This is a genomic window from Streptomyces sp., assembly GCF_035645055.1.
Classification (GTDB): Bacteria; Actinomycetota; Actinomycetes; order Streptomycetales; family Streptomycetaceae; genus Streptomyces.
Window position 1 is genome coordinate 13878 of sequence record NZ_DASQNH010000020.1, and the last position, 23020, is coordinate 36897.

At 72.4% G+C, this 23020-nt stretch carries 18 protein-coding genes; 7 read left to right on the forward strand and 11 right to left on the reverse strand.

Annotated elements, in window-relative coordinates; translation table 11 throughout:
• Nucleotides 1–150: 150 nt before the first annotated feature.
• The 3 genes from VE614_RS06200 to VE614_RS06210 all read right to left on the reverse strand — a co-directional run bounded on the left by VE614_RS06200 (nt 151) and on the right by VE614_RS06210 (nt 2163).
• Nucleotides 151–1194 carry a 3-isopropylmalate dehydrogenase gene (locus VE614_RS06200; protein ID WP_324933314.1) on the reverse strand — a complete coding sequence of 348 codons (1044 nt, stop codon included), beginning with the start codon at nt 1192–1194 and terminating at the stop codon, nt 151–153.
• Nucleotides 1195–1285: 91 nt separating this feature from the next.
• Entirely contained in the window at nt 1286–1417 is a 132-nt protein-coding gene (locus tag VE614_RS06205; protein ID WP_086168599.1) for a hypothetical protein, read from the reverse strand.
• Nucleotides 1418–1635: 218 nt separating this feature from the next.
• Nucleotides 1636–2163, reverse strand: a complete 528-nt coding sequence (locus VE614_RS06210; protein WP_324933318.1) for a GNAT family N-acetyltransferase — start codon at nt 2161–2163, stop codon at nt 1636–1638.
• Nucleotides 2164–2248: 85 nt separating this feature from the next.
• Between VE614_RS06210 and VE614_RS06215 the strand changes: the two genes are divergently transcribed.
• Complete coding sequence (locus tag VE614_RS06215) at nt 2249–2794, forward strand: GNAT family N-acetyltransferase (protein ID WP_324933321.1); 546 nt, start codon at nt 2249–2251, stop codon at nt 2792–2794.
• 59 nt (nt 2795–2853) lie between these two features.
• On the opposite strand, the gene pruA is transcribed toward VE614_RS06215, so the two are convergent.
• Nucleotides 2854–4485 carry an L-glutamate gamma-semialdehyde dehydrogenase gene (gene pruA / locus VE614_RS06220; protein ID WP_324933324.1) on the reverse strand — a complete coding sequence of 544 codons (1632 nt, stop codon included), beginning with the start codon at nt 4483–4485 and terminating at the stop codon, nt 2854–2856.
• 39 nt (nt 4486–4524) lie between these two features.
• Complete coding sequence (locus VE614_RS06225; RefSeq protein WP_324933327.1) at nt 4525–5451, reverse strand: proline dehydrogenase family protein; 927 nt, start codon at nt 5449–5451, stop codon at nt 4525–4527.
• Nucleotides 5452–5613: 162 nt separating this feature from the next.
• On the opposite strand from VE614_RS06225, the gene VE614_RS06230 reads away from it, so the two are divergent.
• From VE614_RS06230 to VE614_RS06250, 5 genes are all read left to right on the forward strand, one after another.
• Nucleotides 5614–6810 carry a helix-turn-helix domain-containing protein gene (locus tag VE614_RS06230; RefSeq protein ID WP_324933330.1) on the forward strand — a complete coding sequence of 399 codons (1197 nt, stop codon included), beginning with the start codon at nt 5614–5616 and terminating at the stop codon, nt 6808–6810.
• A gap of 161 nt (nt 6811–6971) precedes the next feature.
• On the forward strand, nt 6972–8456 hold the full coding sequence (locus tag VE614_RS06235; RefSeq protein WP_324933333.1) for an ABC transporter substrate-binding protein: 1485 nt from the start codon (nt 6972–6974) through the stop codon (nt 8454–8456).
• Between the two features lie 17 nt (nt 8457–8473).
• Nucleotides 8474–10198 (forward strand): ABC transporter permease subunit, encoded by a 1725-nt coding sequence (locus VE614_RS06240; protein ID WP_324933335.1) that lies wholly within the window; start codon nt 8474–8476, stop codon nt 10196–10198.
• The gene (locus VE614_RS06245; RefSeq protein WP_324933338.1) at nt 10191–11156 is read left to right on the forward strand and encodes an ABC transporter ATP-binding protein; all 966 of its coding nucleotides are present in this window, start codon (nt 10191–10193) and stop codon (nt 11154–11156) included. The genes VE614_RS06240 and VE614_RS06245 overlap by 8 nt, the downstream gene beginning before the upstream one ends.
• Nucleotides 11153–11872, forward strand: a complete 720-nt coding sequence (locus tag VE614_RS06250) for a dipeptide/oligopeptide/nickel ABC transporter ATP-binding protein (RefSeq protein WP_324933342.1) — start codon at nt 11153–11155, stop codon at nt 11870–11872. The genes VE614_RS06245 and VE614_RS06250 overlap by 4 nt, the downstream gene beginning before the upstream one ends.
• On the opposite strand, the gene VE614_RS06255 is transcribed toward VE614_RS06250, so the two are convergent.
• Entirely contained in the window at nt 11826–12398 is a 573-nt protein-coding gene (locus tag VE614_RS06255; RefSeq protein WP_324933345.1) for a TetR/AcrR family transcriptional regulator, read from the reverse strand. The two genes, VE614_RS06250 and VE614_RS06255, sit on opposite strands and share 47 nt — an antisense overlap.
• A gap of 84 nt (nt 12399–12482) precedes the next feature.
• Between VE614_RS06255 and VE614_RS06260 the strand changes: the two genes are divergently transcribed.
• The gene (locus tag VE614_RS06260) at nt 12483–14030 is read left to right on the forward strand and encodes an MFS transporter (protein ID WP_324933348.1); all 1548 of its coding nucleotides are present in this window, start codon (nt 12483–12485) and stop codon (nt 14028–14030) included.
• 10 nt (nt 14031–14040) lie between these two features.
• On the opposite strand, the gene serA is transcribed toward VE614_RS06260, so the two are convergent.
• From serA to VE614_RS06285, 5 genes are all read right to left on the reverse strand, one after another.
• Nucleotides 14041–15630, reverse strand: a complete 1590-nt coding sequence (gene serA, locus VE614_RS06265) for a phosphoglycerate dehydrogenase (protein WP_324933351.1) — start codon at nt 15628–15630, stop codon at nt 14041–14043.
• A 268-nt stretch (nt 15631–15898) separates the two neighbouring features.
• Nucleotides 15899–16897, reverse strand: coding sequence for a ketol-acid reductoisomerase (ilvC, locus tag VE614_RS06270; protein ID WP_324933354.1), 999 nt, complete (start codon nt 16895–16897; stop codon nt 15899–15901).
• Nucleotides 16898–17017: 120 nt separating this feature from the next.
• A complete protein-coding gene (gene ilvN, locus VE614_RS06275; RefSeq protein WP_043504310.1) occupies nt 17018–17542 on the reverse strand; it encodes an acetolactate synthase small subunit in 525 nt (174 codons plus the stop codon).
• A 20-nt stretch (nt 17543–17562) separates the two neighbouring features.
• On the reverse strand, nt 17563–19419 hold the full coding sequence (locus tag VE614_RS06280) for an acetolactate synthase large subunit (RefSeq protein ID WP_324933359.1): 1857 nt from the start codon (nt 19417–19419) through the stop codon (nt 17563–17565).
• A 237-nt stretch (nt 19420–19656) separates the two neighbouring features.
• On the reverse strand, nt 19657–22857 hold the full coding sequence (locus VE614_RS06285; RefSeq protein ID WP_414719531.1) for a putative bifunctional diguanylate cyclase/phosphodiesterase: 3201 nt from the start codon (nt 22855–22857) through the stop codon (nt 19657–19659).
• Nucleotides 22858–23020: the final 163 nt, after the last annotated feature.

A 23020-nucleotide genomic window follows, 5' to 3' on the forward strand; every position in this document is an offset into this window, starting at 1 on the left:
GCGTCCGATTATCGCGCGCGGGGGTCGACGGAAGAAACGAGGTGCAGGCGGCCCAGGGGTCGATGGTGACACCCGGCGGGGACGCGGGGAAGCCGCCGGGCACCCTGGGGAACCCGACGGCTTCGAAATGGTTCGAACAGCGCGCCGGGGTCAGCCGGCTACTCGCACGGCGAGCGCGTCGCCGATCTCCGCGGTGGAGCGGGCCGGCTTGCCGACGCGCTCGGCGAGGTCGGCGGCGACGGCCTCCTCGATCCGGGCGGCCTCCGCCTCCAGGCCGAGGTGGCGCAGCAGCAGGGCGACGGACAGCACCGTCGCCGTGGGGTCGGCCTTGCCCTGGCCGGCGATGTCCGGGGCCGAGCCGTGGACGGGCTCGAACATGGACGGGAACTCGCCGCTCGGGTTGATGTTGCCGCTGGCGGCGACGCCGATGCCGCCGGAGACGGCCGCGGCGAGGTCGGTGATGATGTCGCCGAAGAGGTTGTCGGTGACGATCACGTCGAACCGCTCGGGCTGGGTGACCAGGAAGATGGTCGCCGCGTCGACGTGGATGTACTCGGTGGTGACCTCGGGGTACTCCTCGGCCACCTTGTTGAAGATGTCGGTCCACAGGTGACCGGCGAAGGTCAGCACGTTGTTCTTGTGGACCAGGGTGAGCTTCTTGCGCGGGCGGGCCTGGGCGCGGGCGAAGGCGTCCCGGACGACGCGCTCGACACCGAAGGCCGTGTTCACGGAGACCTCGGTGGCGACCTCGTGCTCGGTGCCCTTCCTGATGGTGCCGCCGTTGCCGGTGTACGGGCCCTCGGTGCCCTCGCGGACCACGACGAAGTCGATCTTCGGCTCTCCGGCGAGCGGGGTGGCGACACCCGGCAGCAGCTTGGACGGCCGCAGGTTGACGTGGTGGTCGAAGGCGAAGCGGAGCTTGAGCAGGAAGCCGCGCTCCAGGACACCGGAGGGAACGGACGGGTCGCCGATGGCGCCGAGCAGGATGGCGTCGTGCCGCTTCAGGGCGTCGAGGTCGGCGTCGGTGAGGGTCTCACCGGTGGCGTGGTACCGCTGGGCACCGAAGTCGTACTCCTTGGTCTCCAGCTTCACATCCTGCGGAAGGACGGCGGAGAGGACCTTCAGGCCTTCGGCCACGACCTCCTGGCCGATGCCGTCACCGGGGATCACTGCGAGATCGATGCTGCGAGACATGCGGGCACCCTACTCCTCGTCCCATGGGATGACACACGCTGTCCGCGATGCGGACAACCGGGTGCCGGTGACGGGGCGTGCGACGGGCCGGTCAGTGGCCGGTCGCACCACCGTTGTCGCGGCGGTCGAGGGCGCGCTGGAGGGCCGCGGCGGCGTTCTTACGGTCGGTCTCCGTCGTGCGGGACAGGTGGCGGACTCGGCGGCGGACGGTCGTCTCGGCCATGGGAAATCGACTCCTTCGGCATGCGGGAGGGCGGACAGGGGTCCATGGGACGCCGGTCGGGCGGGAGCCACGGGGCCGCAGGGGTTGCCTGCACGGGCCCGGCTCACGAGCGCCCATCGCTGGGTCGAGCGAGACGTTCGGCTCCTACAAAAGTAGGGGAGGGCGGAGCATCTGTCTCCACAATTACTCGGACTTCCTACTATCTGAGACGGGCGAGGTCAGAGGACGTCTCCGTCCCGCCAGTCGAAGACCAGCTCGTCCTCGGGACCGGTGGGCGCGGGCCAGACGTAGGTGCTGCCCTCCTCCTCGGGCAGCGGCACGACGCCGTTCGGGCCGAGGACGCCGATCCGCCCGTTCCACACGTGCCAGCCCCGGGCGGCGTAGAGCGCGGCGCCGTCGTCGCTGGCGGAGAGGGCGCCGAGGTCGTAGGCGCGGGCGATGACGCCCTCCAGGGCTTCCATGACCTGCCCGCCGAGCCCCCGTCGCCGCACGTCGTCCCGTACGGCGACGCCCTCGACGTATCCGAGGCGCAGCCACCGCCCCCCGTGCCGCACCCGCCGCATCACGACGGCCCCGTGCGCGGCGAGCCCGCGCTCGTCGTGGACCAGGGCGTGCACCCCGCCCAGGGTGTGGTCCCAGTCCTCGTCCGAGAAGTCGCCGTCGAAGGCGTCGTGCAGCAGGGCGCGGACGGCGGCGAGTTCGGCGGGGGTGAGGTCGGCGGTGTGGGCGGTGCGCGTGGTGGTCATGGCGCCAGTATCGCGAGGCGGCGGGTCCGCTTTCCCCCGGTTTATTTCGGTCGCAGGCCTGGTCCGAGCGGCCTACGGTGCCCCGATGGCCGAACTGCGTACCGAACGTCTGCTGCTCCGCTCCTGGCGGGAGTCCGATCTGGACCCGTGGGCCGCGCTGAACACCGACCCGGAGGTGCGCCGGTACCTGGCCGGCACGCCCACCCGGGAGCGCACCGACGCCGGTGCCGCCCGCTTCCAGGCCGATCTGGACGCGCGGGGCTGGGGGTTCTGGGCGGTCGAGGTGCGCGCTACCGGCGAGTTCATCGGGTTCACCGGCCTGGATCCGGTGGAGGAGGGCCAGCCGTTCTCCGGTGTGGAGGCGGGCTGGCGGCTGGCCCGTACGGCCTGGGGCCACGGCTACGCCACGGAGGCCGCCCGCGCGGTCCTCGCCTTCGGCTTCGCCGAGCTGGGGCTGCCGGAGATCCTCGCCGTCACCGTGCCCGCCAACCGGCGCTCGCGGGCCGTCACGGAGCGGCTGGGCATGACGTACGACCCGGCGGACGACTTCGACGACCCGAACGTGCCCGAGGGCCCGCTGCGCCGCTGCGTCCTCTACCGCCTGCCGAACCCGCGCGGAGCCGACGGCTGAGACGGCGGACGGGCCGGACCCCGTGGAGGGGACCCGGCCCGTCGGTGCCCGGTGGGGGCTCAGCCCATGTGCGGGTAGGTGTAGTCGGTCGGCGGGACCAGCGTCTCCTTGATGGCGCGGGTCAGCGTCCAGCGCGTCAGGTTCTGCGGGGCACCGGCCTTGTCGTTGGTGCCGGAGGCGCGGCCGCCGCCGAAGGGCTGCTGGCCGACGACGGCGCCGGTCGACTTGTCGTTGATGTAGAAGTTGCCCGCGGCGTAGCGCAGCTTCTCCATCGTGTACGCCGTGGCCGCGCGGTCGCTGGAGATGACCGAGCCGGTGAGGGCGTAGTCGGACGCGGACTCCATCTGGGTCAGCATCTCGTCGTACTTGTCGTCCTCGTAGACGTACACGGCGAGGATCGGGCCGAAGTACTCGGTGGTGAACACCTCGTTCTCCGGGTCCGCGCACTCGATGACGGTCGGGCGGACGAAGTATCCGACCGAGTCGTCGTAGGAGCCGCCCGCGACGATCGTGCAGGACGGGTCGTTCTTGGCGCGGTCGATGGCGGCCTTGTTCTTGGCGAAGGCGCGCTCGTCGATGACGGCGCCGATGAAGTTCGACAGGTCGGTGACGTCACCCATGGTGAGGTAGTCGACCTCGGCGGCGAACTCCTCCTTGAATCCGTCGTTCCAGATGGACGCCGGGATGTAGGCGCGGGAGGTCGCGGAGCACTTCTGGCCCTGGTACTCGAAGGCGCCGCGGGTCAGGGCGGTCTTCAGGATCGCGCGGTCGGCGCTCGGGTGGGCGACGACGAAGTCCTTGCCGCCGGTCTCGCCGACCAGACGCGGGTACGCGCGGTACTTCTCGATGTTGGCGCCGACCGTCTTCCACAGGTACTGGAAGGTCTTGGTCGAGCCGGTGAAGTGGATGCCGGCCAGGTCGCGGTGGTTCAGGGCGACCTCGGAGACCTCCAGGCCGTCACCGGTGACCAGGTTGATGACGCCCTTGGGCAGGCCCGCCTCCTCCAGCAGCCGCATCAGCAGCACGGCGGCGTGGGTCTGCGTCGGGGACGGCTTCCAGACGACCACGTTGCCCATGAGGGCCGGGGCGGTCGGCAGGTTGCCGGCGATGGCCGTGAAGTTGAACGGCGTGATCGCGTAGACGAAGCCCTCCAGCGGGCGGTGGTCCAGGCGGTTCCACACGCCCGGCGAGTTCGCCGGGGGCTGCTCGGCCAGGATCTGGCGGGCGTAGTGGACGTTGAACCGCCAGAAGTCGACCAGCTCGCAGGGGGTGTCGATCTCAGCCTGCTGGGCGGTCTTGGACTGGCCCAGCATGGTGGAGGCGGCCATGGTCTCGCGCCACGGGCCGGCCAGCAGCTCGGCGGCGCGCAGGATGATCGCCGCGCGGTCGTCGAAGGACATCGCGCGCCAGGCCGGGGCCGCCGCGAGAGCCGCGTCGATGGCGTCCTGGGCGTCCTGCCGGGTGGCGTTGCGGTAGGTGCCGAGCACAGCCTTGTGGTTGTGCGGCTGGACGACCTGGAAGGCCTCGCCGCCGCCCATCCGCCGCTCACCGTTGATGGTGCAGGGCAGGTCGATCGGGTTCTCGGCCAGCTCCTTGAGCTTGGCCTCCAGGCGGGCGCGCTCGGGCGAGCCGGGGGCGTAGCCGTGCACCGGCTCGTTGACGGGGGTGGGGACCTGGGTCACAGCGTCCATGAGATCCGTAACTCCTTGTACGTGAGCGGGTGTTCGGGTTCAGCCCTTGGTGATCATCGAGCGCAGGAAGAACCGCAGGTTCGCGGGCTTCTCCGCCAGGCGGCGCATGAAGTAGCCGTACCAGTCCGTGCCGTAGGCGGTGTAGACCCGCATCCGGTGGCCCTCGGCGGCCAGCCGCAGGTGCTCCTCGCCGCGGATGCCGTACAGCATCTGGAACTCGTACTCGTCGAGCTTGCGCCCGGCCTTGCGGGCCAGCTCCTGGGCGATGGAGATCAGGCGCGGGTCGTGGGACCCGATCATCGGGTAGCCCTCGCCGTCCATCAGCGTCTTCAGGATGCGGACGTACGCCTTGTCGATCTCGTGCTTGTCCTGGTACGCGACCGACGCGGGCTCCTTGTACGCGCCCTTCACGATCCGCACGCGGCTGCCGTTCGCGGCGAGGCGGCGGGCGTCGGCCTCGGTGCGGAAGAGGTAGGCCTGGATGACGCAGCCGGTCTGCGGGAAGTCCTTCCGCAGCTCCTCGTGGATGGCGAACATCGAGTCCAGGGTGGTGTGGTCCTCGGCGTCCAGCGTGACCGTCGTACCGATGGCGGCGGCGGCCTCGACGACCGGGCGCACATTGGCGAGGGCCAGCTCGTGGCCGCCCTCCAGCGCCTGCCCGAACATCGACAGCTTGACGGACATCTCGACGCGCTCGCCCAGCTCCAGCGGCTTGATCTGCTCGATCAGCTGGAGGTAGGCGTCGCGGGCGGCGGTGGCCTGCTCGGGGGTGGTGATGTCCTCGCCGACGACGTCCATCGTCAGCTCCAGGCCCTTGGCCGTGAGGTCCTCGACGATCGGCACGATGTCACCGACGGTCTCACCGGGGATGAAGCGGTCGACGACCTGCTTGGTCACCGGGGCCGCCGAGATCAGGCGACGCATCCGGTCGCTGCGCGACGCGGCGAGAATCACGGGACCCAGCACGGGGCACCTCCACATACAACCAACCATCGACCGTTACCCGACGATTCGGGTACGGCACGGAGAACCACCGTGAAACCTAAGGATCCCTCCGATCGTCGGCCATCGACAGCTGTCACGCATCCGTGCCACCGATCTCAGACAGATGTATGAAGGCTCGCGGAAATGCGGCAGAATGCCCGGGTGACGCCGGATACCGCAGCCTTCAAAAACGTGGGTGACTACCAGGAGCTGGTCGACGAGATCTCGGAGCTGCTGGGCGCCCCGGCGACGCTGGAGAACCGCGACTTCGAGCTGATCGCCTTCGGGGCCTACGACAGCGAGGGCGAGCTGGACGCCTCCGCCCTGGACCCGGTGCGCACCCGCTCGATCCTCACCCGGCGCTCCACCGCCGCCGTGCGGGCCTGGTTCGAGGGCTTCGGCATCACCCGGGCGACCGGCCCGGTCCGCATCCCGCCCACCCCGGAGGCGGGGGTCTACCGGGGGCGGATCTGCCTGCCGGTACGCCACCGGGGTGTGGTCCTCGGCTATGTCTGGCTGCTGGAGGACGAGCCCGGACCGAGCGAGCGGCAGCTGGCGGCGGCCATGGAGGTGACCGCGCGGATCGGCGCGCTGCTCGCCGACGAGGCCCAGCACGGCGCCGACCTCACCCGGGAGCTGCGGGCGGTGCTGGCCACCGAGCGCGGCTGGCAGCGCGACATGGCCGTGGCCGCGCTGCGCACCGCGCTGGGCCCGCGCGGCGACGGCCCGCACGCCGTGGTGTGCGTGGCGCCATGGCCGTCGGCGGACCCGGACGACGCGCCCTCGGCGCGGGCCCTGCCGCACACCACCGCCCTGTGCACGGTGCCCTGGGGCACCACCGGGCAGAGCCTCGCGGCGCTGGTCCGGCTGCGCGCGGCGGACGTCACCGCCCCGGCGCTGAGCACGGCGTCCCGGCTGCTGCGCGAGGGCGCCCGGGCGGCCGGGGTGAGCCAGCCGCGCGCCGGTCTCGCCGAGCTGGGCACGTCCTGGCGGGAGGCCTCGGCGGCGGCTCGCGCCGCCCTGGCGGAGCCCCGGCTCGGCCCGGTCGCCGAATGGGCGGGCGTCGGGCCGTACCGCCTGCTCACCGCGCTGCCCCCGGAGGCCGTCCACGATCCGGCGGTGGCCCCGCTGCTCTCCCCCGCCCACCAGGAGCTGGCCCGCACCGCCGAGGTGTACCTGGACCGCGCGGGCCAGGCCGGCCGCACCGCGGCCGAGCTGGGCATCCACCGGCAGACCCTGTACTACCGGCTGTCGCGCGTGGAGCAGCTGACGGGGCTGGACCTGGACGACGGGGAGGACCGGCTGCTGCTGCACATGGCGCTGAAGGGGGCGCGGCTGTAGGGCGGCATGGCGATCCGGCGAGCGCGGGCCTGGGCGGGCGGAGCCGGGGCGGGGCGGGCGCGGGCAGCCGAGGGCGGACGACACTTTCTGAAAACGATTGTCATCGTGCTACGGTTCGTCGCACGCTCAACCATTGACCAGCCCTTTACCCGGAGTGTCCCGTGCGCGTCCCCGCCCGCCTGCTGCCCCTCACCGCGGCCATAGCGGCCCCCGCCCTGCTCACCGGCTGCTTCGCCGCGACCGGTGACGGCGGCGGCGCCGAGGGCAAGCGCGTCCGCGTCGCGATGATGCAGCCCCCGCGCTCGGGCCTGTCCCCGCTCTCCGACGACGCGTTCAAGCTGTCCCGCTGGTCGACCGCCGAGACCCTGGTGACGCTGGACGAGGACGGCGACGCCGAGCCGGCGCTGGCCACCGAGTGGCGGCAGAACGGCCGGAGCTGGACGTTCACCATCCGGGACGGGGTGACGTTCCACGACGGCACCGAGCTGACCGCGCGGGCCGTCGTCAACTCCCTCACCGAGGCCGCCACCGCCGCCCCCAAGCCCCGCATCCTCGACGGCGTCGAGCTGACCGCCGAGGCCGAGGGGAACAAGGTCGTCGTCACCACCGCCACCGAGGACCCCCTGGTCCCGCAGCGACTCAGCTCCCCCCAGCTGTCGATCCTCGCGGCGAAGGCGTACACGGGGAAGACCGTGAACCCGGTCGGCGCGGGCACCGGTCCCTTCGAACTGACGAAGGTGAACGGCACCTCCTCCGCCACCCTCGACCGCTACGACGACTACTGGGGCGGCAAGGCCAAGGCCCCCGGCATCGACGTGCGGTTCGTGCCCGACGGCACCGCCCGCGCCGCCGCCCTGCGCAGCGGCGAGGCCGACATCGTCGAGGCGGTGCCGGTCTCCCAGGCCGCCCTGCTCGACCAGGACCTGGTCACCGAGGTCCCGATGCCCCGCACCAACACCCTCTACCTGAACACCGGGAAGGGCGCCTTCAAGGACCCCGCGCTGCGCGCCGCCGCCCGCGAGGCCGTCGACGCCGAGTCGATCGTGAAGGGCGTCTACGAGGGCCGCGCCGACGTCGCCAAGGGGCTGCTCGGTCCCGCCCTGCCGTGGGCGGCCGAACTGCGCGAGCCCGTACGGCGCACCGAGGCCGGCGACCCGGACGGCCGGAGCATCACCATCGGCACCTTCACCGACCGCGCCGAACTGCCGGAGGTCGCGGCGGCGCTGCAACAGCAGCTCCAGAAGGCCGGGTTCAGGGTGAAGCTGGACGTACGCGAGTACGCCGCCATCGAATCCGACGCGCTCGCGGGCGAGTTCGACGCGTTCATCCTCTCCCGCGCCACCGTCCTCGACTCCGGCGACCCGGCCGCCTACCTCTACAGCGACTTCTCCTCCGACGGCTCCTTCAACATCTCCCAGCTCGCCGACCCGGCCGTCGACAAGGCCCTCGGCACGGCCTCCCGGACCGCGACCGGCGAGGCCCGCCGCGAGGCCGTCGTCGCCGCCGAGGCCGCCGTGCTCCGCACCGACGCGGCCGTGCCCCTGCTCCACGAGCGGGTGATCCAGGGCGACGCCGCCTCGGTCGTGGACGCCGCCCACGACCCGCGCGAGCGGGAACTGGTGACCGCCGACACCTACGTCAAGTGAGGCGTGCCGCAAGGCGGTTGGCGAGTCCGGCCGGACTGGCCCGGCTCGTCTGCCTGGCCGCCGTCGTCGCCGCCGTGGGCCTGCTGCCCTGGCTGTCCGGCCGGGACCCCGCGCTGACCGTGCTGCGGGCCCGCTCCGCCGAGCAGGAGCCGACCCGGGAGGCCCTGGACGCCGTACGCCGCGACCTCGGGCTGGACGCCGGACCGCTCGCCCTCCTCCGGGACTGGGCCGCCGGACTGCCGCACGGCGACCTCGGCACCTCCTGGGTGTCGGGCAGCGAGGTGCTGCCCTCCGTCACGGCCGGACTCCAGGTGTCCCTGGGCCTGATGGGCGCGGCGCTGGGCGTGGCGGTGGCGCTGGCCGCCGCGCTGGCCGCGCCGGTGCTGGTGCGCGGCCGGGGCTCCGCGGGCGGCCTCGCCGCGATGCTGGCCGCCGTACCCGAGTTCCTGCTCGCCACCGTGGCGCTCCTGGTGTGCGGAGTGTGGCTCGGCTGGCTGCCGACCTCCGGCTGGCAGGGACCCCAGTACCTGATCCTGCCCGCGCTCGCCCTCGGCGTCCCCGCGGGCGGACTGCTCGGCCGGCTGGTCGCGGACGCGCTGCCCGCCGTGCTGGACGAACGCTGGGTGGAGCTGTGGCGCGGCGCCGGAGTGAGCCGGGCGCGCATCTCGGCGGCGGCGCTGCGGCGCGTCCTGCCGCCGCTGGTCCCGCAGTTCGGGATGGCGGCGGTCGGGCTGACCGGCGGCGCGGTCGCCGTGGAGACGGTGTTCGCGGTGCCGGGCATCGGCCGTACGGCGCTCGGCGCGGCCAAGTCACAGGATCTGCCGCTGCTCCAGGGCGCGGTCCTCGCCCTGCTGCTGCTCGGCCTGATCGCGGGCGCCGTGGCGGCACTGCTGCGGCGGCGCCTGCTGGGCCCCGCCCTGCGGGACGCCGGACTGACGCTCCCTCCTGCCCGTCCCGCCCGCACCCACCCCGCGATCCCGCTCGCCCTGTTCACCGTGCTCGCCGTGACGATCGGCTGGGGCCTGCTGCGGGACCCGTACGCCGTCGACACGGCCCTCCGCCTCGCCGCCCCCTCCCGGGCGCATCCGCTGGGCACCGACGGACTCGGCCGCGACGTCCTCGCCCGGCTCGGCCACGGCGCCGCCGCCACGGTCGGCACCGCGGCCGCCGTCTGCCTCCTCAGCCTGCTCGTCGGCCTGGCGCTCGGGTTCCTGCCCGGCGTCGCCGCGGGCGCCGCGGACATCGCCAACGCGCTGCCCCCGGTGATCGTCGGCATCCTGGTCGCGGCGGCGGCCGGACCCGGCACGGGCGGCGCCGCCCTCGCGGTGGCGCTGATCTCCTGGCCGCCGCTGGCCGCGCACGCGGCGGCGCTGGTGCGGGAGGTGCGGGCGTCGGCGTTCCTCACCGCGCAGCGGGCCATCGGCGCCACCCCGTGGTGGATCCTCACCCGGCACGTACTGCCGTCCGTGGCCGCCCCGGTCGCCCGGCACGCCCTGCTCCGGCTGCCCGGCATCGCCCTCGCCCTGGCCTCCCTCGGCTTCCTCGGCCTGGGCGCCGCACCGCCCGCCCCCGAGTGGGGCCTGCTGCTCGACGAGTCCCGCGCCTACGTGGAACGCGCCCCCTGGGCCGCCCTCGCCCCGGCGATCGCACTGGCCCTGCTGGCGGCCCTGGCGGTGTCGGCAGCGGCGTACACCCAGGGCCGGCGCACCCCGCGCACGAAGGGGGCACCCGCCCATGCCTGAAGTCCTGCTCTCGGTGCGCGACCTGCGTATCGCCTTCGCCGGTACGGAGGTGGTGCGCGGTCTCTCCTTCGACGTGCGCGCGGGCGAAACCCTCGCCGTGGTCGGCGAGTCGGGCGCCGGCAAGTCGCTGACCGCGCGGGCCCTGCTCGGCATGGTGCCGCGCGCGGCGGCGACGACGGGAACCGTACGGCCCGATCTGTCCGCCGAGCGCGGCCGGCGGATCGCCCTCGTCCCGCAGGACGCCCTCTCCGCGCTCTCACCCGTGCACCCGGTGGGCGACCAGCTCGCCGCCGCCGTCCGGTCGGCGCGCCGGGTGTCCCGCGCCGAGGCCCGGGCGCTCGCGGTGGCCGCGCTCGACCGGGTGGGCGTCCCGGACGCCGCCCGCCGGGCCCGCGCCTACCCGCACGAGTACTCCGGCGGTATGCGGCAGCGGGCGGTCATCGCCATGGCCACGGTCAACGAGCCGGACATCGTCGTCGCCGACGAGCCCACCACCGCCCTCGACCCCGACCGCCAGGAGCAGGTGCTGCGCGTCCTGGCCGAGCGCCGGGCGGCGGCCGGGGCGGCGCTGGTCCTCGTCACCCACGACCTGGACGTGGTACGGCGGCACGCGGACCGCGTGCTGGTCATGTACGCGGGCCGGGCCGCCGAACTCGGCCCGGTGACCGAGGTACTGGCCCGCCCGCGCGCCCCCTACACGGCGGGCCTGCTCGCCTCGCTCCCCCGGGACGACGGCCCCCGGCGCCGCCGCCTCCCCGCCCTGCCCGGCACCCCGCCCGCCCCGGACTCGCTGCCCCCGGGCTGCGCCTTCGCCCCGCGCTGCCCGCTCGCGGCGGACATCTGCCGCACCGCCGAGCCCGCACCCCGCCCGCTGGACGGACGGCTCGTCGCCTGCCATCGCGCCGAGGACGTCCCGCACCCCGCCGCCGAGTTGTTCGAGGGAAGGCAGACGCCATGAACGAGCCCTTGCCGCTGCTGGACGTCCGCGGCCTGGTCGTCCGCTACGGCACGGTGACGGCCGTCGACGGTGTCTCCTTCACCCTCGCAGCCGGGGAGACCCTGGCCCTGAACGGCCCCTCGGGCTGCGGCAAGTCGTCCACGGCGGCGGCCGTGCTCCAGCTGCGCCGCCCGGACGCGGGCGAGGTCCGCTTCGAGGGCCGCGAGCTGACGAGGCTGACGGACCGCGAACTCCGTCCCCTCCGCCCGCGCATGCAGCCGGTCTTCCAGGACCCGTACGGCTCGCTGAGCCCCCGCCACCGCATCCGCGACGCGATCGCCGAACCGCTGAAGGTACAGGGCCGCTGGACCGCCGCCGAGGGCCCCGCCCGCGTCGCCGAACTCCTCGGCCGGGTCGGCCTGGACCCCTCCTGCGGCGACCGCCGCCCGCACGAACTCTCCGGCGGCCAGTGCCAGCGCGCCGGCATCGCCCGCGCCCTGGCCTCCGAGCCACGCCTGCTGGTCCTGGACGAACCGGTGTCCGCCCTCGACCCGTCCGTACGGGCGGGTGTCCTGAACCTCCTCGCCGACCTCCAGGACGAACTGGCCCTCGGCTGTCTCTTCATCTGCCACGACCGGTCGGTGGTACGGCACTTCGCGGACCGGGTGGTCGAACTGCGCGAGGGGCGCGTCACGTCCGAGTGGCGGCCTGGATCACCTGACGCAGCCCGTCGGTGAGCTGACCGGCCTCGGGCGCGGTCTTCGGGTCGAAGGTCCACTGGGCCATGACGCCCATCATCAGGGTCGCGTAGAAGGCGCCGAGCGTGTCGACGACCTCGTCCGGCGTCTCGTCCTCGGGCATCCCCGTGAACAGTGCGACGAAGCCGCGCGCTCCCTCCCGCTGGGCCCGCGCGAGGTGGTCGCGCACCTCGGGCAGCTGGTCGCCCATGCTGACGACCTCCATGCTGAGCCGCCACAGCGAGCCGGGCTCCCGCATGGTGGCGATGATGTTCGACCAGACCTCGGCGAACCGCTCCAGCGATCCGGGGGCTCCCCGCACCTCGCCGTCGAACGCGACGGACAGCTCCTCCACCAGCTCCACGTACGCCTGCGCCAGCAGCGCGTCCTTCGACCCGTAGTGGTAGCCGATCGACGCCAGGTTGGTCCCCGACTCCTTGACGATGTCCCGGGCCGTCGTGCGCACGAACCCCTTGGCGAGCAGGCAGCGCTTGGCGCCTTCGAGCAGATCCTCGCGGTGTCCCATGGCCACAGCCTACCCCGCACCTCATACAGCCGTCTTATACAGTCGTTCTAGACACACGTATAAGACCTGCGTACAGTCACCGGCATGACAACGACCCCGCACCGTGCCGGGCGCCGCGAATGGACTGCGCTCGCCGTTCTGATGCTTCCCCTGCTCCTGGTCTCGATGGACGTCTCCGTCCTGTACTTCGCCGTTCCCGCCATCAGCGCCGACCTCGGACCCACCGGCACCCAGCAGCTGTGGATCTTCGACATCTACGCCTTCGCCGTGGCCGGCCTGCTGATGACGATGGGCGCGGTGGGCGACCGCATCGGCCGCCGCAGGCTCCTGCTGATCGGCGCCGCCGCCTTCGGTGCGGCGTCCCTGGCAGCCGCTTACGCGCGGAGCGCCGAGATGCTCGTCGCGGCCCGCGCGCTGCTCGGCATCGGCGGCGCCACCCTGATGCCCTCGACGCTGGCCCTGGTCCGCTCGCTGTTCACCGACTCCCGGCAACGGGCGCGGGCCGTCGCCGTCTGGTCCGGTGTGATGACGGCGGGCGTGGCGCTCGGCTCGGTCCTGAGCGGGGTACTGGTGGAGTTCTTCTGGTGGGGCTCGGTCTTTCTGGTCAACCTGCCGGCGATGGTCCTGCTGCTGGTCCTCGGCCCCGTCCTGCTGCCCGAGTCGAAGGACCCGTCCCCGGGCCGCTTCGACTGGGTCGGCATCCCGCTGTCGGTGGCCGCGGTGCTCCCGGTCGTCCACGGCCTGAAGGAGATCCCGTCCGACGGCTGGCACGTCCGGTACGTCATGTCGGTCACCGTGGGTCTGCTCTTCGCGGTCCTGTTCGTGCAGAGGCAGCGCACGGCCGCGTCACCGATGATCTCCCCCGCGCTGTTCCGGGGCGGCGGCTTCGGCGCGGCCGTCACCCTCAACCTCGTCACCATGTTCGCGATGATGGGCTCGGCGTTCTTCACCACGCAGTATCTGCAGTCGGTGCTGGGCAGGAGCGCGATGGAGGCGGCCCTGTGGGCGCTGGTGCCCTCGGTGCCGATCGGCTTCGCGGCGCCGGCCGCGACCGCTCTGGTACAGAGCGGCGTCCACCGCGCCCACGTGGTGACGGCCGGCTTCGTCTGCGCCGCGAGCGGCTTCGGCCTGCTGGCGTTCGCCGGCCCGGACTCGCTGACCCTGGTGCTGGTGGCCTGCGGGGTGCTGGGCTCGGGGGTCACCATGGTGATGTCCCAGATCATGGACCTCGCGCTGGGTGCCGCCCCGGTGGAACGGGCGGGCTCCGCGGCCTCCCTGATGGAGACCGGCGCGGAGTTCGGCGGCGCGCTGGGCATGGCGGTCCTCGGCTCCATCGGCACGGCGGTCTACCGCCGCGAGATGCCGGACTCCGCGCCCGCCGAGGCCCACGAGACGCTGGGCGGCGCACTGGCCGCCGCCGGGCATCTGCCCGGACGGGCGGGGGACGCCCTGGCGACGGCGGCCCGGGAGGCGTTCACCCAGGGCATGCAGGCCGCGGCGCTCGCGGGCGCGGCGGTGCTCGCCGGGGCGGCGGTCCTGGCGTCGGTGACGCTGCGCCGGGTGAGGGTGCGGGAGGAGGCGTGCACGGAAAACGCCGGACAGGCTGGACATCCCAGCCCGTCCGGCGTGTGAGGACGAGGTGTCAGGCGAGGTTGACCGACCGCGCCGACGTCGCGCCGATCTCCGCCGCCAGCTCCGCCAGCACCGTGGCGGACACCGTGTCGTCCACGGTCAGCACGGCCAGCGCCTCGCCGCCGGCCGCCGCGCGGGCGACCTGCATGCCGGCGATGTTGATGCCCGCCTCGCCGAGGATGCGGCCCACGGTGCCGACGACACCCGGACGGTCCTCGTACTTGAGCACGGCCATGTGGTCGGCGAGCGCCAGGTCCACGTCGTAGTCGCCGACCGCGACGAGCTTCTGAAGGTGCTTGGGACCGGCCAGGGTGCCGGAGACCGACACCTCCTCGCCGCCGGCGAGGGTGCCGCGCACCGTGACCACGTTGCGGTGGTCGGGCGACTCGGAGCTGGTGGTCAGCCGCACCTCGACGCCGCGCTCCTGGGCGAACAGCGGGGCGTTGACGTACGACACCGTCTCGTCGACGACGTCCTCGAAGACGCCCTTGAGCGCGGACAGCTCCAGCACCTTCACGTCGTGCTGGGTGATCTCGCCGTACACCTCGACGTCGAGGCGGACCGCGACCTCGCCCGCGAGGGCGGTGAAGATGCGGCCCAGGCGCTCGGCGAGCGGCAGGCCCGGCTTGACGTCCTCGGCGATGACGCCGCCCTGGACGTTCACCGCGTCCGGGACCAGCTCACCGGCGAGCGCGAGGCGCACCGAGCGGGCGACGGCGATACCGGCCTTCTCCTGCGCCTCGTCGGTGGACGCGCCGAGGTGCGGGGTGGCGACGACCTGGTCGAACTCGAAGAGCGGGGAGTCCGTGCAGGGTTCCTTCGCGTACACGTCGAGGCCGGCACCGGCGACCCGGCCCTCCTTGAGGGCGGAGTACAGCGCCTCCTCGTCGACGATGCCACCGCGCGCGGCGTTGACGATGCGCACGCTCGGCTTGACCTTGCGCAGCGCCTCGTCGCCGATCAGGCCGACCGTCTCGGGGGTCTTGGGCAGGTGGACGGTGATGAAGTCGGAGACCTCCAGCAGCTCGTCCAGCGACAGCACCTTCACGCCCATCTGCGCGGCCCGCGCGGGCTGCACGTAGGGGTCGTAGGCGACGACCTTCATGCCGAAGGCGGACATCCGCTGGGCGACCAGCGCGCCGATGCGGCCGAGGCCGACGACGCCGAGGGTCTTCTCGGCCAGCTCCACGCCCGTGTACTTGCTGCGCTTCCACTCGCCGTTCTTCAGCGCCGCGTTGGCCTGCGGGATGTTGCGGGCGGTGGCGAGGATGAGACCGCAGGCCAGCTCGGCGGCGGTCACGATGTTCGAGGTGGGGGCGTTGACGACCATCACGCCGGCCTTGGTGGCGGCGGAGACGTCCACGTTGTCCAGGCCGACACCGGCGCGCGCGACGACCTTCAGCTTGTTGGCGGCGGCGATCGCCTCGGCGTCCACCTTGGTGGCGGAGCGGACCAGGATCGCGTCCACGTCGGCGATGGCCGGCAGCAGTTCGGCCCGGTCCGCTCCGTTGCAGTGCCGGATCTCGAAGTCCGGGCCGAGCGCGTCCACGGTCGCGGGCGACAGCTCTTCAGCGATGAGTACGACAGGTTTCGAGCTCACGTGAGTCCTCACATGTCCAATGCGGACGGCCGTCCCGACGGCCGCAGGCGGTGGAGGGGGGCTTGCCGCGTGGAAGACGCACGACGCTGTGGGCCTGAACGCGTATGTTGTGCAGCAGTGTAGTGGCGCGGCGGAGGGCGTCTTGCGCCTCTGCGGAAGGATCACCCGTCCGTGGCTGGACGGGATGGACAACGCCTTCTCCTCCGACGTTACCCCGGGTTCGCCGAAGGGGCTGCCGTCAGCCGACGACAGCCCCTCGGGACGAGGCTTACGCCTCCTCGTTCACCCAGCTCATGAGCTTGCGCAGCTCCTTGCCGGTGGTCTCCAGCAGGTGCTCGGCGTCCTGCTGCTTGTACTCGTTGTACTTCTTCAGACCGCCGTGGTACTCGTCCATCCAGGTCTGGGCGAAGGTGCCGTCCTGGATCTCGGCGAGGACCTTCTTCATCTCGGCCTTGGTGGCGTCGGTGATGATCCGCGGGCCGGTGACGTAGTCGCCCCACTCGGCGGTCTCGGAGATCGACCAGCGCATCTTCTCCAGGCCGCCCTCGTACATGAGGTCCACGATCAGCTTCAGCTCGTGCAGGCACTCGAAGTAGGCGATCTCCGGCTGGTAGCCCGCCTCGGTCAGCGTCTCGAAGCCGGCCTTCACCAGGGCGGCGGTGCCACCGCAGAGGACGGCCTGCTCGCCGAACAGGTCGGTCTCGGTCTCCTCGGTGAAGGTGGTCTTGATGACGCCGGCGCGGGTACCGCCGATGCCCTTGGCGTACGACAGGGCCAGCGCGAAGGCGTTGCCCGTGGCGTCCTGCTCGACGGCCGCGATGCAGGGAACGCCGCGGCCCTCCTCGTACTGACGGCGCACCAGGTGGCCCGGGCCCTTCGGGGCGACCATGCAGACGTCCACGCCGGCCGGGGGCTTGATGAAGCCGAAGCGGATGTTGAAGCCGTGGCCGAAGAAGAGCGCGTCGCCGTCCTTCAGGTTGTCCTTGATGGACTCCTCGTAGACCTGGCCCTGGATCGGGTCGGGCACCAGGATCATGATGACGTCGGCCTCGGCGGCGGCCTCGGACGGCGTCACCACGCGCAGGCCCTGCTCCTCGGCCTTGGCCTTGGACTTGGAGCCCTCGTGCAGACCGACGCGGACGTCGACACCCGAGTCACGCAGCGACAGGGCGTGCGCGTGGCCCTGGCTGCCGTAACCGATGACCGCGACCTTGCGGCCCTGGATGATGGACAGGTCGGCGTCGGCGTCGTAGAACAGCTCGGCCACTTTGGGTTCTCTCCTTGAGTGCAGGTGTTGCGTCCCACCGTATGACGGCGGGGGGAAGGGAAGTCTGGGGGTCTCGGCATACGGGCGGCCCCTGTTGGCCGAAGCCGCCCGTATGACGGATCAGGCGCTTCGGTCGAGGGCGCGCAGCGAGCGGTCCGTGATCGAACGGGCACCGCGGCCGATCGCGATCGTGCCGGACTGCACCAGTTCCTTGATGCCGTACGGCTCCAGCATCTTGAGCATCGCGGACAGCTTGTCGCTGCTGCCGGTGGCCTCGATGGTGACGGCCTCCGGGGAGACGTCGACCGTCTTGGCGCGGAACAGCTGGACGATCTCGACGATCTGGGAGCGCGTCTCGTTGTCGGCGCGCACCTTCACCAGAACGAGTTCCCGCTGAACGGCCGAGCCCGGCTCCAGCTCGACGATCTTGAGCACGTTGACCAGCTTGTTGAGCTGCTTGGTCACCTGCTCCAGCGGCAGGTCCTCGACGTTCACCACGATGGTGATGCGGGAGATGTCGGGGTGCTCGGTGACGCCGACGGCGAGCGAGTCGATGTTGAAGCCGCGGCGGGAGAACAGGGCGGCGATCCGGGCGAGGATGCCCGGCGTGTTCTCCACCAGGACGGAGAGCGTGTGCTTGGACATGTCTTCTTGCTCTTCCTCGCTCAGTCGTCTTCGTTGTCGCCGAAGTCGGGGCGGACGTCCCGAGCGGCCATGATCTCGTCGTTGGAGGTGCCGGCGGCGACCATCGGCCACACCATCGCGTCCTCGTGGACGATGAAGTCGATGACGACCGGACGGTCGTTGATCGAGTTCGCCTCCTCGATGACCTTGTCGAGGTCGGCCGGGTCCTCGCAGCGGATCGCGTAGCAGCCCATGGCCTCCGACAGCTTCACGAAGTCGGGGATCCGGGTGCCCTGGCCGGGCGCCTTGCCGTCGTGCTCCGGGCCGGAGTGCAGGACGGTGTTGGAGTACCGCTGGTTGTAGAAGAGGGTCTGCCACTGGCGGACCATCCCGAGGGCGCCGTTGTTGATGACGGCGACCTTGATCGGGATGTTGTTCAGGGCGCAGGTGGTCAGTTCCTGATTGGTCATCTGGAAGCAGCCGTCGCCGTCGATCGCCCAGACCGTCTTGTCCGGCGCGCCGGCCTTGGCCCCCATCGCGGCCGGGACCGCGTAGCCCATGGTTCCGGCGCCGCCGGAGTTCAGCCAGGTGGCGGGCTTCTCGTAACCGATGAAGTGGGCGGCCCACATCTGGTGCTGGCCGACGCCCGCGGCGAAGATGGTGCCCTCCGGCGCCAGCTGCCCGATCCGCTCGATGACCTGCTGCGGGGCGAGCGAGCCGTCCTCCGGCTGGTCGTAGCCGAGCGGGTAGGTGTCGCGCCAGCGGTTCAGGTCGTTCCACCAGGCGCCGTAGTCGCCCCGGTGGCCCTCGCTGTGCTCCTTCTGGACGGCCTGGATCAGGTCGGCGATGACCTCGCGGGCGTCCCCGACGATCGGCACGTCCGCCGCGCGGTTCTTGCCGATCTCGGCCGGGTCGATGTCGGCGTGGACGATCTTGGCGTACGGGGCGAAGCTGTCCAGCTTGCCGGTGACACGGTCGTCGAAGCGGGCTCCGAGGGCGACGATCAGGTCGGCCTTCTGCAGCGCGGTGACGGCGGTGACCGCACCGTGCATGCCCGGCATTCCCACGTGCAGCGGGTGGCTGTCGGGGAACGCGCCGAGCGCCATCAGGGTGGTGGTGACGGGCGCCCCGGTGAGTTCGGCGAGGACCTTCAACTCGGCGGTGGCCTTCGCCTTGAGGACGCCGCCGCCGACGTAGAGCACGGGCCGCCTGGCGGCGGTGATCAGCTTGGCGGCCTCGCGGATCTGCTTGGCGTGCGGCTTGGTCACCGGGCGGTAGCCGGGCAGGTCCATGGTGGGCGGCCAGGCGAAGGTGGTCTGCGCCTGGAGGGCGTCCTTGGAGATGTCGACCAGCACCGGGCCGGGGCGGCCGGTGGCGGCGATGTGGAACGCCTGGGCGATCACCCGCGGGATGTCCTCGGCCTTGGTGACCAGGAAGTTGTGCTTGGTGATCGGCATGGTGATGCCGACGATGTCCGCCTCCTGGAAGGCGTCCGTGCCGATCGCCTTGGAGGCGACCTGCCCGGTGATCGCCACCAGCGGCACCGAGTCCATGTGGGCGTCGGCGATCGGGGTGACCAGGTTGGTGGCGCCGGGGCCCGAGGTCGCCATGCAGACACCGACCTTGCCGGTGGCCTGCGCGTAGCCGGTGGCCGCGTGGCCGGCGCCCTGCTCGTGGCGGACCAGGACGTGGCGGACCTTGGTGGAGTCCATCAGCGGGTCGTACGCGGGCAGGATCGCGCCGCCGGGAATGCCGAATACCGTGTCGGCGCCGACCTCCTCGAGGGAGCGGATGAGGGACTGCGCACCCGTGACACGCTCGGGGGCGGAGTGCTGTCCTCCGGATCGGGGCCGCGGCTGCGGATGATGGGCCCCGGTGGCCTGCTCGGTCATCGGCATTCTCTTCTCGATGCTGAGGGTTTTTGCGAGTTTTGTGCGGTGTACGACTGCTGTACGGCAGGTGCCCGTGCAACAAAAAACCCCTCGTGCCATAAGGCAAGCGAGGGGAGCGCGCCGGTGAGGTCGCTGGGGATTCCGGAATGTCCTCCGGTGGGTCCCAGCTCAGCCGACGCGCTGTCCAAGTACGAGAATTCGGGTGCGCATGGCATTGACCCTCCCCCCGGCGCGCACCCGGTGTCAAGTGGGTGGGACGGGAGTCTCATTATGTGAGCGGAGGGCCGTCCCGCCTCCGAAGACGGCGGTCATGCCACCCGTGTACACCCCCGCGCCGCCGCCCGCCAGGGCGGGCTCGGCGGGACCGTGCGGCACCGGGTAGTGGCCGGATCCGAGGGCCCGGCGCAGCCGGTACTCGTCCAGCGGACCCGAGAACGCCATGCCCTGCCCGTGCGTGCAGCCCATCTCGCGCAACGCGACGACCTGCTCGGGCAGATCCACGCCCTCGGCCACCGACTGGAGACCGAGGTCCCCGGCGATCCGCAGCAGCCCACTGGTGATCTTGTGCAGCCGCGCGGACTCCACGACGCCCTCGACCAGACCGCGGTCGAGCTTCAGCACGTCCAGCGGGAGCCGCCGCAGCGCCGTGATCGCCGGGCAGCCGGTGCCGAAGCCGTCCAGCGCGATCCGCACGCCGAGCCGCCTGAGGCCGCTCAGCCGCCGTTCCAGCTCGTCCAGCGGCACTCGCGGATCGACGTCCGTCAGCTCGATGATCAGCGACCCGGAGGGCAGCCCGTGCCGCGTCAGCAGGGCCTCCACGGAGCCGAGGGGCATCGAGCGGTCCAGCAGCCGGCGAGCGGCCATCCGGACGCCCACCGGCATGACGAGCCCGGTCGCCGCGCGCTCCGCGGCCTGCTCCACGGCCTCCTGGATCACCCAGCGGCCCAGCTCGGCGGTCCGGTCGCTGTCCTCGGCCACCCGCAGGAACTCGGCGGGCGTGAACAGCACCCCTTGCGAGGAGCGCCAGCGCGCCTGCGCGGTGACCGACGAGATCCGGCCGTCCGCCAGCCGCACCACGGGCTGGTGCAACAGGGTGAACTCGCCGCCGTGCAACGCCGCCCGCAGCCGGGTCGCCAGCTCCGCCCTGCGGACGACGTCCTGCTGCATCTGCGGCTTGTACAGCACCACGCGGCCCTTGCCGGCCGACTTGGCCCGGTACATGGCCAGGTCGGCGTTGCGCAGCAGCTCGCCCGCGCCGAGACCGGGCTCGGCGAAGGCCACGCCGATGGAGGCGGCGACCCGGACATCGTTGCCGTCGATGACGTACGGCTGCGACAGCTTCAGCCTGAGGCGGTCGGCGAGCTCCAGGATGTCGCGTTCCCGGGCGGCCCGGTCCCGGGTGGTGCCGTCGCCGACGATCAGGGCCGCGAACTCGTCGCCGCCCAGCCGGGAGGCGGTGTCGCCCTGCCGGACCGCCTCCTGGAGTCTGCGGGCGGCCTGCACGAGGAGTTCGTCCCCGGCCTGGTGCCCGATGGTGTCGTTGACGGCCTTGAAGCCGTCCAGGTCGATGAAGAGCACGGCCGTGCCCCGCAGGGCGGCGCCCCGGTCCGAGGCGCGGCGGCCGGACAGGGCCTGCTGGACGCGCTTGGTGAACAGCGCGCGGTTGGGCAGGTCGGTGAGCGGGTCGTGTTCGGCGTTGTGCTGCAACTGCGCCTGGAGGCGCACTCGCTCGGTCACGTCCCGGCTGTTGAAGATCAGGCCTCCGTGGTGGCGGTTGACGGTCGACTCCACGTTCAGCCAGCCGCCGTCGCCGGACCGGAAGCGGCACTCGATGCGGGTGGTGGGTTCCTCCAGCGGGCTGGCGGCGAGGAAGCGGCGCACCTCGTGCACGACGCAGCCCAGGTCCTCCGGGTGGATCAGCTCGGCGAGTTCGGAGCCGACCAGGTCCTCGGCGGGGCGTCCGTAGACCCCGGCGGCGGCCGGGGAGACGTACCGGAGGATGCCGTTCGGCGCCGCGATCATGATGACGTCGCTGGAGCCCTGCACCAGGGAGCGGAAGTGGTTCTCCTTCTGCGCCAGCTCCTGGGTGAGGGTGATGTTGTCCAGCAGCATGATCCCCTGGCGCACCACCAGGGCGAGCACCACCGTGCCGCCGGTCAGCAGCACCACGCGGTCGACGCTGCGGCCGTTGAGCACGTTGTACAGGATCCCCAGCGTGCACACTGCGGCGGCGAGATACGGCGTGAGGGCGGCCAGCGAGCCGGTGAGCGGCCGGGTGGCCGGATAGCGGCTGTGCTCGCCCGGCGGCACCGGCCCGTGCGGGTGGTGGACCGGGCCGCGCTGCCCGGGCACGTGCTCGTGCACCACGCGCGTGTGCTGCTCCTCGGCCTGCCGGGGCGCCACCCAGGGGGCGTACGCCAGCAGCAGCGAGCCCGCGAACCAGCCCGCGTCCAGCAGCTGGCCCGAGCGGTAGCTGTGGTGCAGCAGGGGCGAGGTGAACAGGGCGTCGCACATCACGGTCAGGGCGAGCGCGCCGATCGCCGTGTTCACCGCCGAGCGGTGCGCGCCCGAGCGCCGGAAGTGCAGTGCCAGCACCATGCTGACCAGGGCGATGTCGAGCAGCGGGTAGGCGAGCGAAAGCGCGGCGTGGGCCACGCCCTGGTCGCCGCCCTTGGCCGCCTGCGCCAGCGCCAGGCTCCACGACAGGGTGAGCAGCGAGCCGCCGATCAGCCAGGCGTCCAGGGCCAGGCAGACCCAGCCCGCCTTGGTCACCGGCCGCTTGGCGAGGACCAGCAGGCCCACGATGGCGGGCGGCGCGAAGCACAGGAAGAACAGATCGGCGTAGGAGGGGCTGGGTACGGGCTGCCCCAGGACGACCTCGTACCAGCCCCAGACCAGGTTGCCCATCGCCGCCATCGCGGAGGACAGCGCGAACAGCAGCCAGGCGGGCCGGAAGCACACCCGGCGGTTGCGGGCGTAGAGGAGGCAGGAGACCGCGGCGGCTCCGGCCGCGGCGCTCAGCCCGAAGTCGCCCATGATCAGCGCGAGTTGCTCCGATCCCCAGCCGAACGCGGCACCGATGGCGTAGGCCGCGCACACCAGGGCCAGCAGCAGCTGGTGGGTCGCGGTGGGCCCGCCGTACGGGACGGACGGGCGGGGGCGCGGCACCCCGGGGGCGCGCTGGGTGCGCAGCCGGGTGTCGAGGGTGGTGGAAGGCGAGGGCGCGTTCACCGGTCCCTCCCGGTCCGCGACGTCGCCCCCGCGTCCCGCGGATCCCGCTGCGCCGGGTGCCCGTGACGCCTGCGGCTGCTGTACGGGCGCTGGTGAGGACTGTGGTTGTGGTGGTCGTGGTGGCCGCCACGGCCGGCGTGGTGGCCACCCCTGCGCGCAGCCGTGCGCCAGGGTCGCCGCCGACGGCCCCGCCGAGTCGGATCGTTGGTCCATAGGCCGTACATCGCCCGTCGCCCCCCTCGCAGTCTGAAATGTCCATCCCCGGCGCCGACGGTGCGCGGCGCAGCCCCTGTCGGGACGATACACCAGTCTCGTCACTCAGGGACATAGCTTCTCTACGCTCCGTGACGACCAGCGGGAACGCGGGTACCCGCTG

What these genes read in the sequence shown, in the direction of transcription:
- VE614_RS06250 (WP_324933342.1), top strand. Translation starts at nt 11,153, where the DNA reads ATGAACGAGCCCTTGCCGCTGCTGGACGTCCGCGGCCTGGTCGTCCGC.
- VE614_RS06205 (WP_086168599.1), bottom strand. Translation starts at nt 1,417, where the DNA reads ATGGCCGAGACGACCGTCCGCCGCCGAGTCCGCCACCTGTCCCGCACG.
- VE614_RS06260 (WP_324933348.1), top strand. Translation starts at nt 12,483, where the DNA reads ATGACAACGACCCCGCACCGTGCCGGGCGCCGCGAATGGACTGCGCTC.
- VE614_RS06280 (WP_324933359.1), bottom strand. Translation starts at nt 19,419, where the DNA reads ATGCCGATGACCGAGCAGGCCACCGGGGCCCATCATCCGCAGCCGCGG.
- ilvN (WP_043504310.1), bottom strand. Translation starts at nt 17,542, where the DNA reads ATGTCCAAGCACACGCTCTCCGTCCTGGTGGAGAACACGCCGGGCATC.
- VE614_RS06200 (WP_324933314.1), bottom strand. Translation starts at nt 1,194, where the DNA reads ATGTCTCGCAGCATCGATCTCGCAGTGATCCCCGGTGACGGCATCGGC.
- pruA (WP_324933324.1), bottom strand. Translation starts at nt 4,485, where the DNA reads ATGGACGCTGTGACCCAGGTCCCCACCCCCGTCAACGAGCCGGTGCAC.
- VE614_RS06210 (WP_324933318.1), bottom strand. Translation starts at nt 2,163, where the DNA reads ATGACCACCACGCGCACCGCCCACACCGCCGACCTCACCCCCGCCGAA.
- VE614_RS06215 (WP_324933321.1), top strand. Translation starts at nt 2,249, where the DNA reads ATGGCCGAACTGCGTACCGAACGTCTGCTGCTCCGCTCCTGGCGGGAG.
- VE614_RS06230 (WP_324933330.1), top strand. Translation starts at nt 5,614, where the DNA reads ATGCGGCAGAATGCCCGGGTGACGCCGGATACCGCAGCCTTCAAAAAC.
- VE614_RS06285 (WP_414719531.1), bottom strand. Translation starts at nt 22,857, where the DNA reads ATGGACCAACGATCCGACTCGGCGGGGCCGTCGGCGGCGACCCTGGCG.
- VE614_RS06255 (WP_324933345.1), bottom strand. Translation starts at nt 12,398, where the DNA reads ATGGGACACCGCGAGGATCTGCTCGAAGGCGCCAAGCGCTGCCTGCTC.
- VE614_RS06245 (WP_324933338.1), top strand. Translation starts at nt 10,191, where the DNA reads ATGCCTGAAGTCCTGCTCTCGGTGCGCGACCTGCGTATCGCCTTCGCC.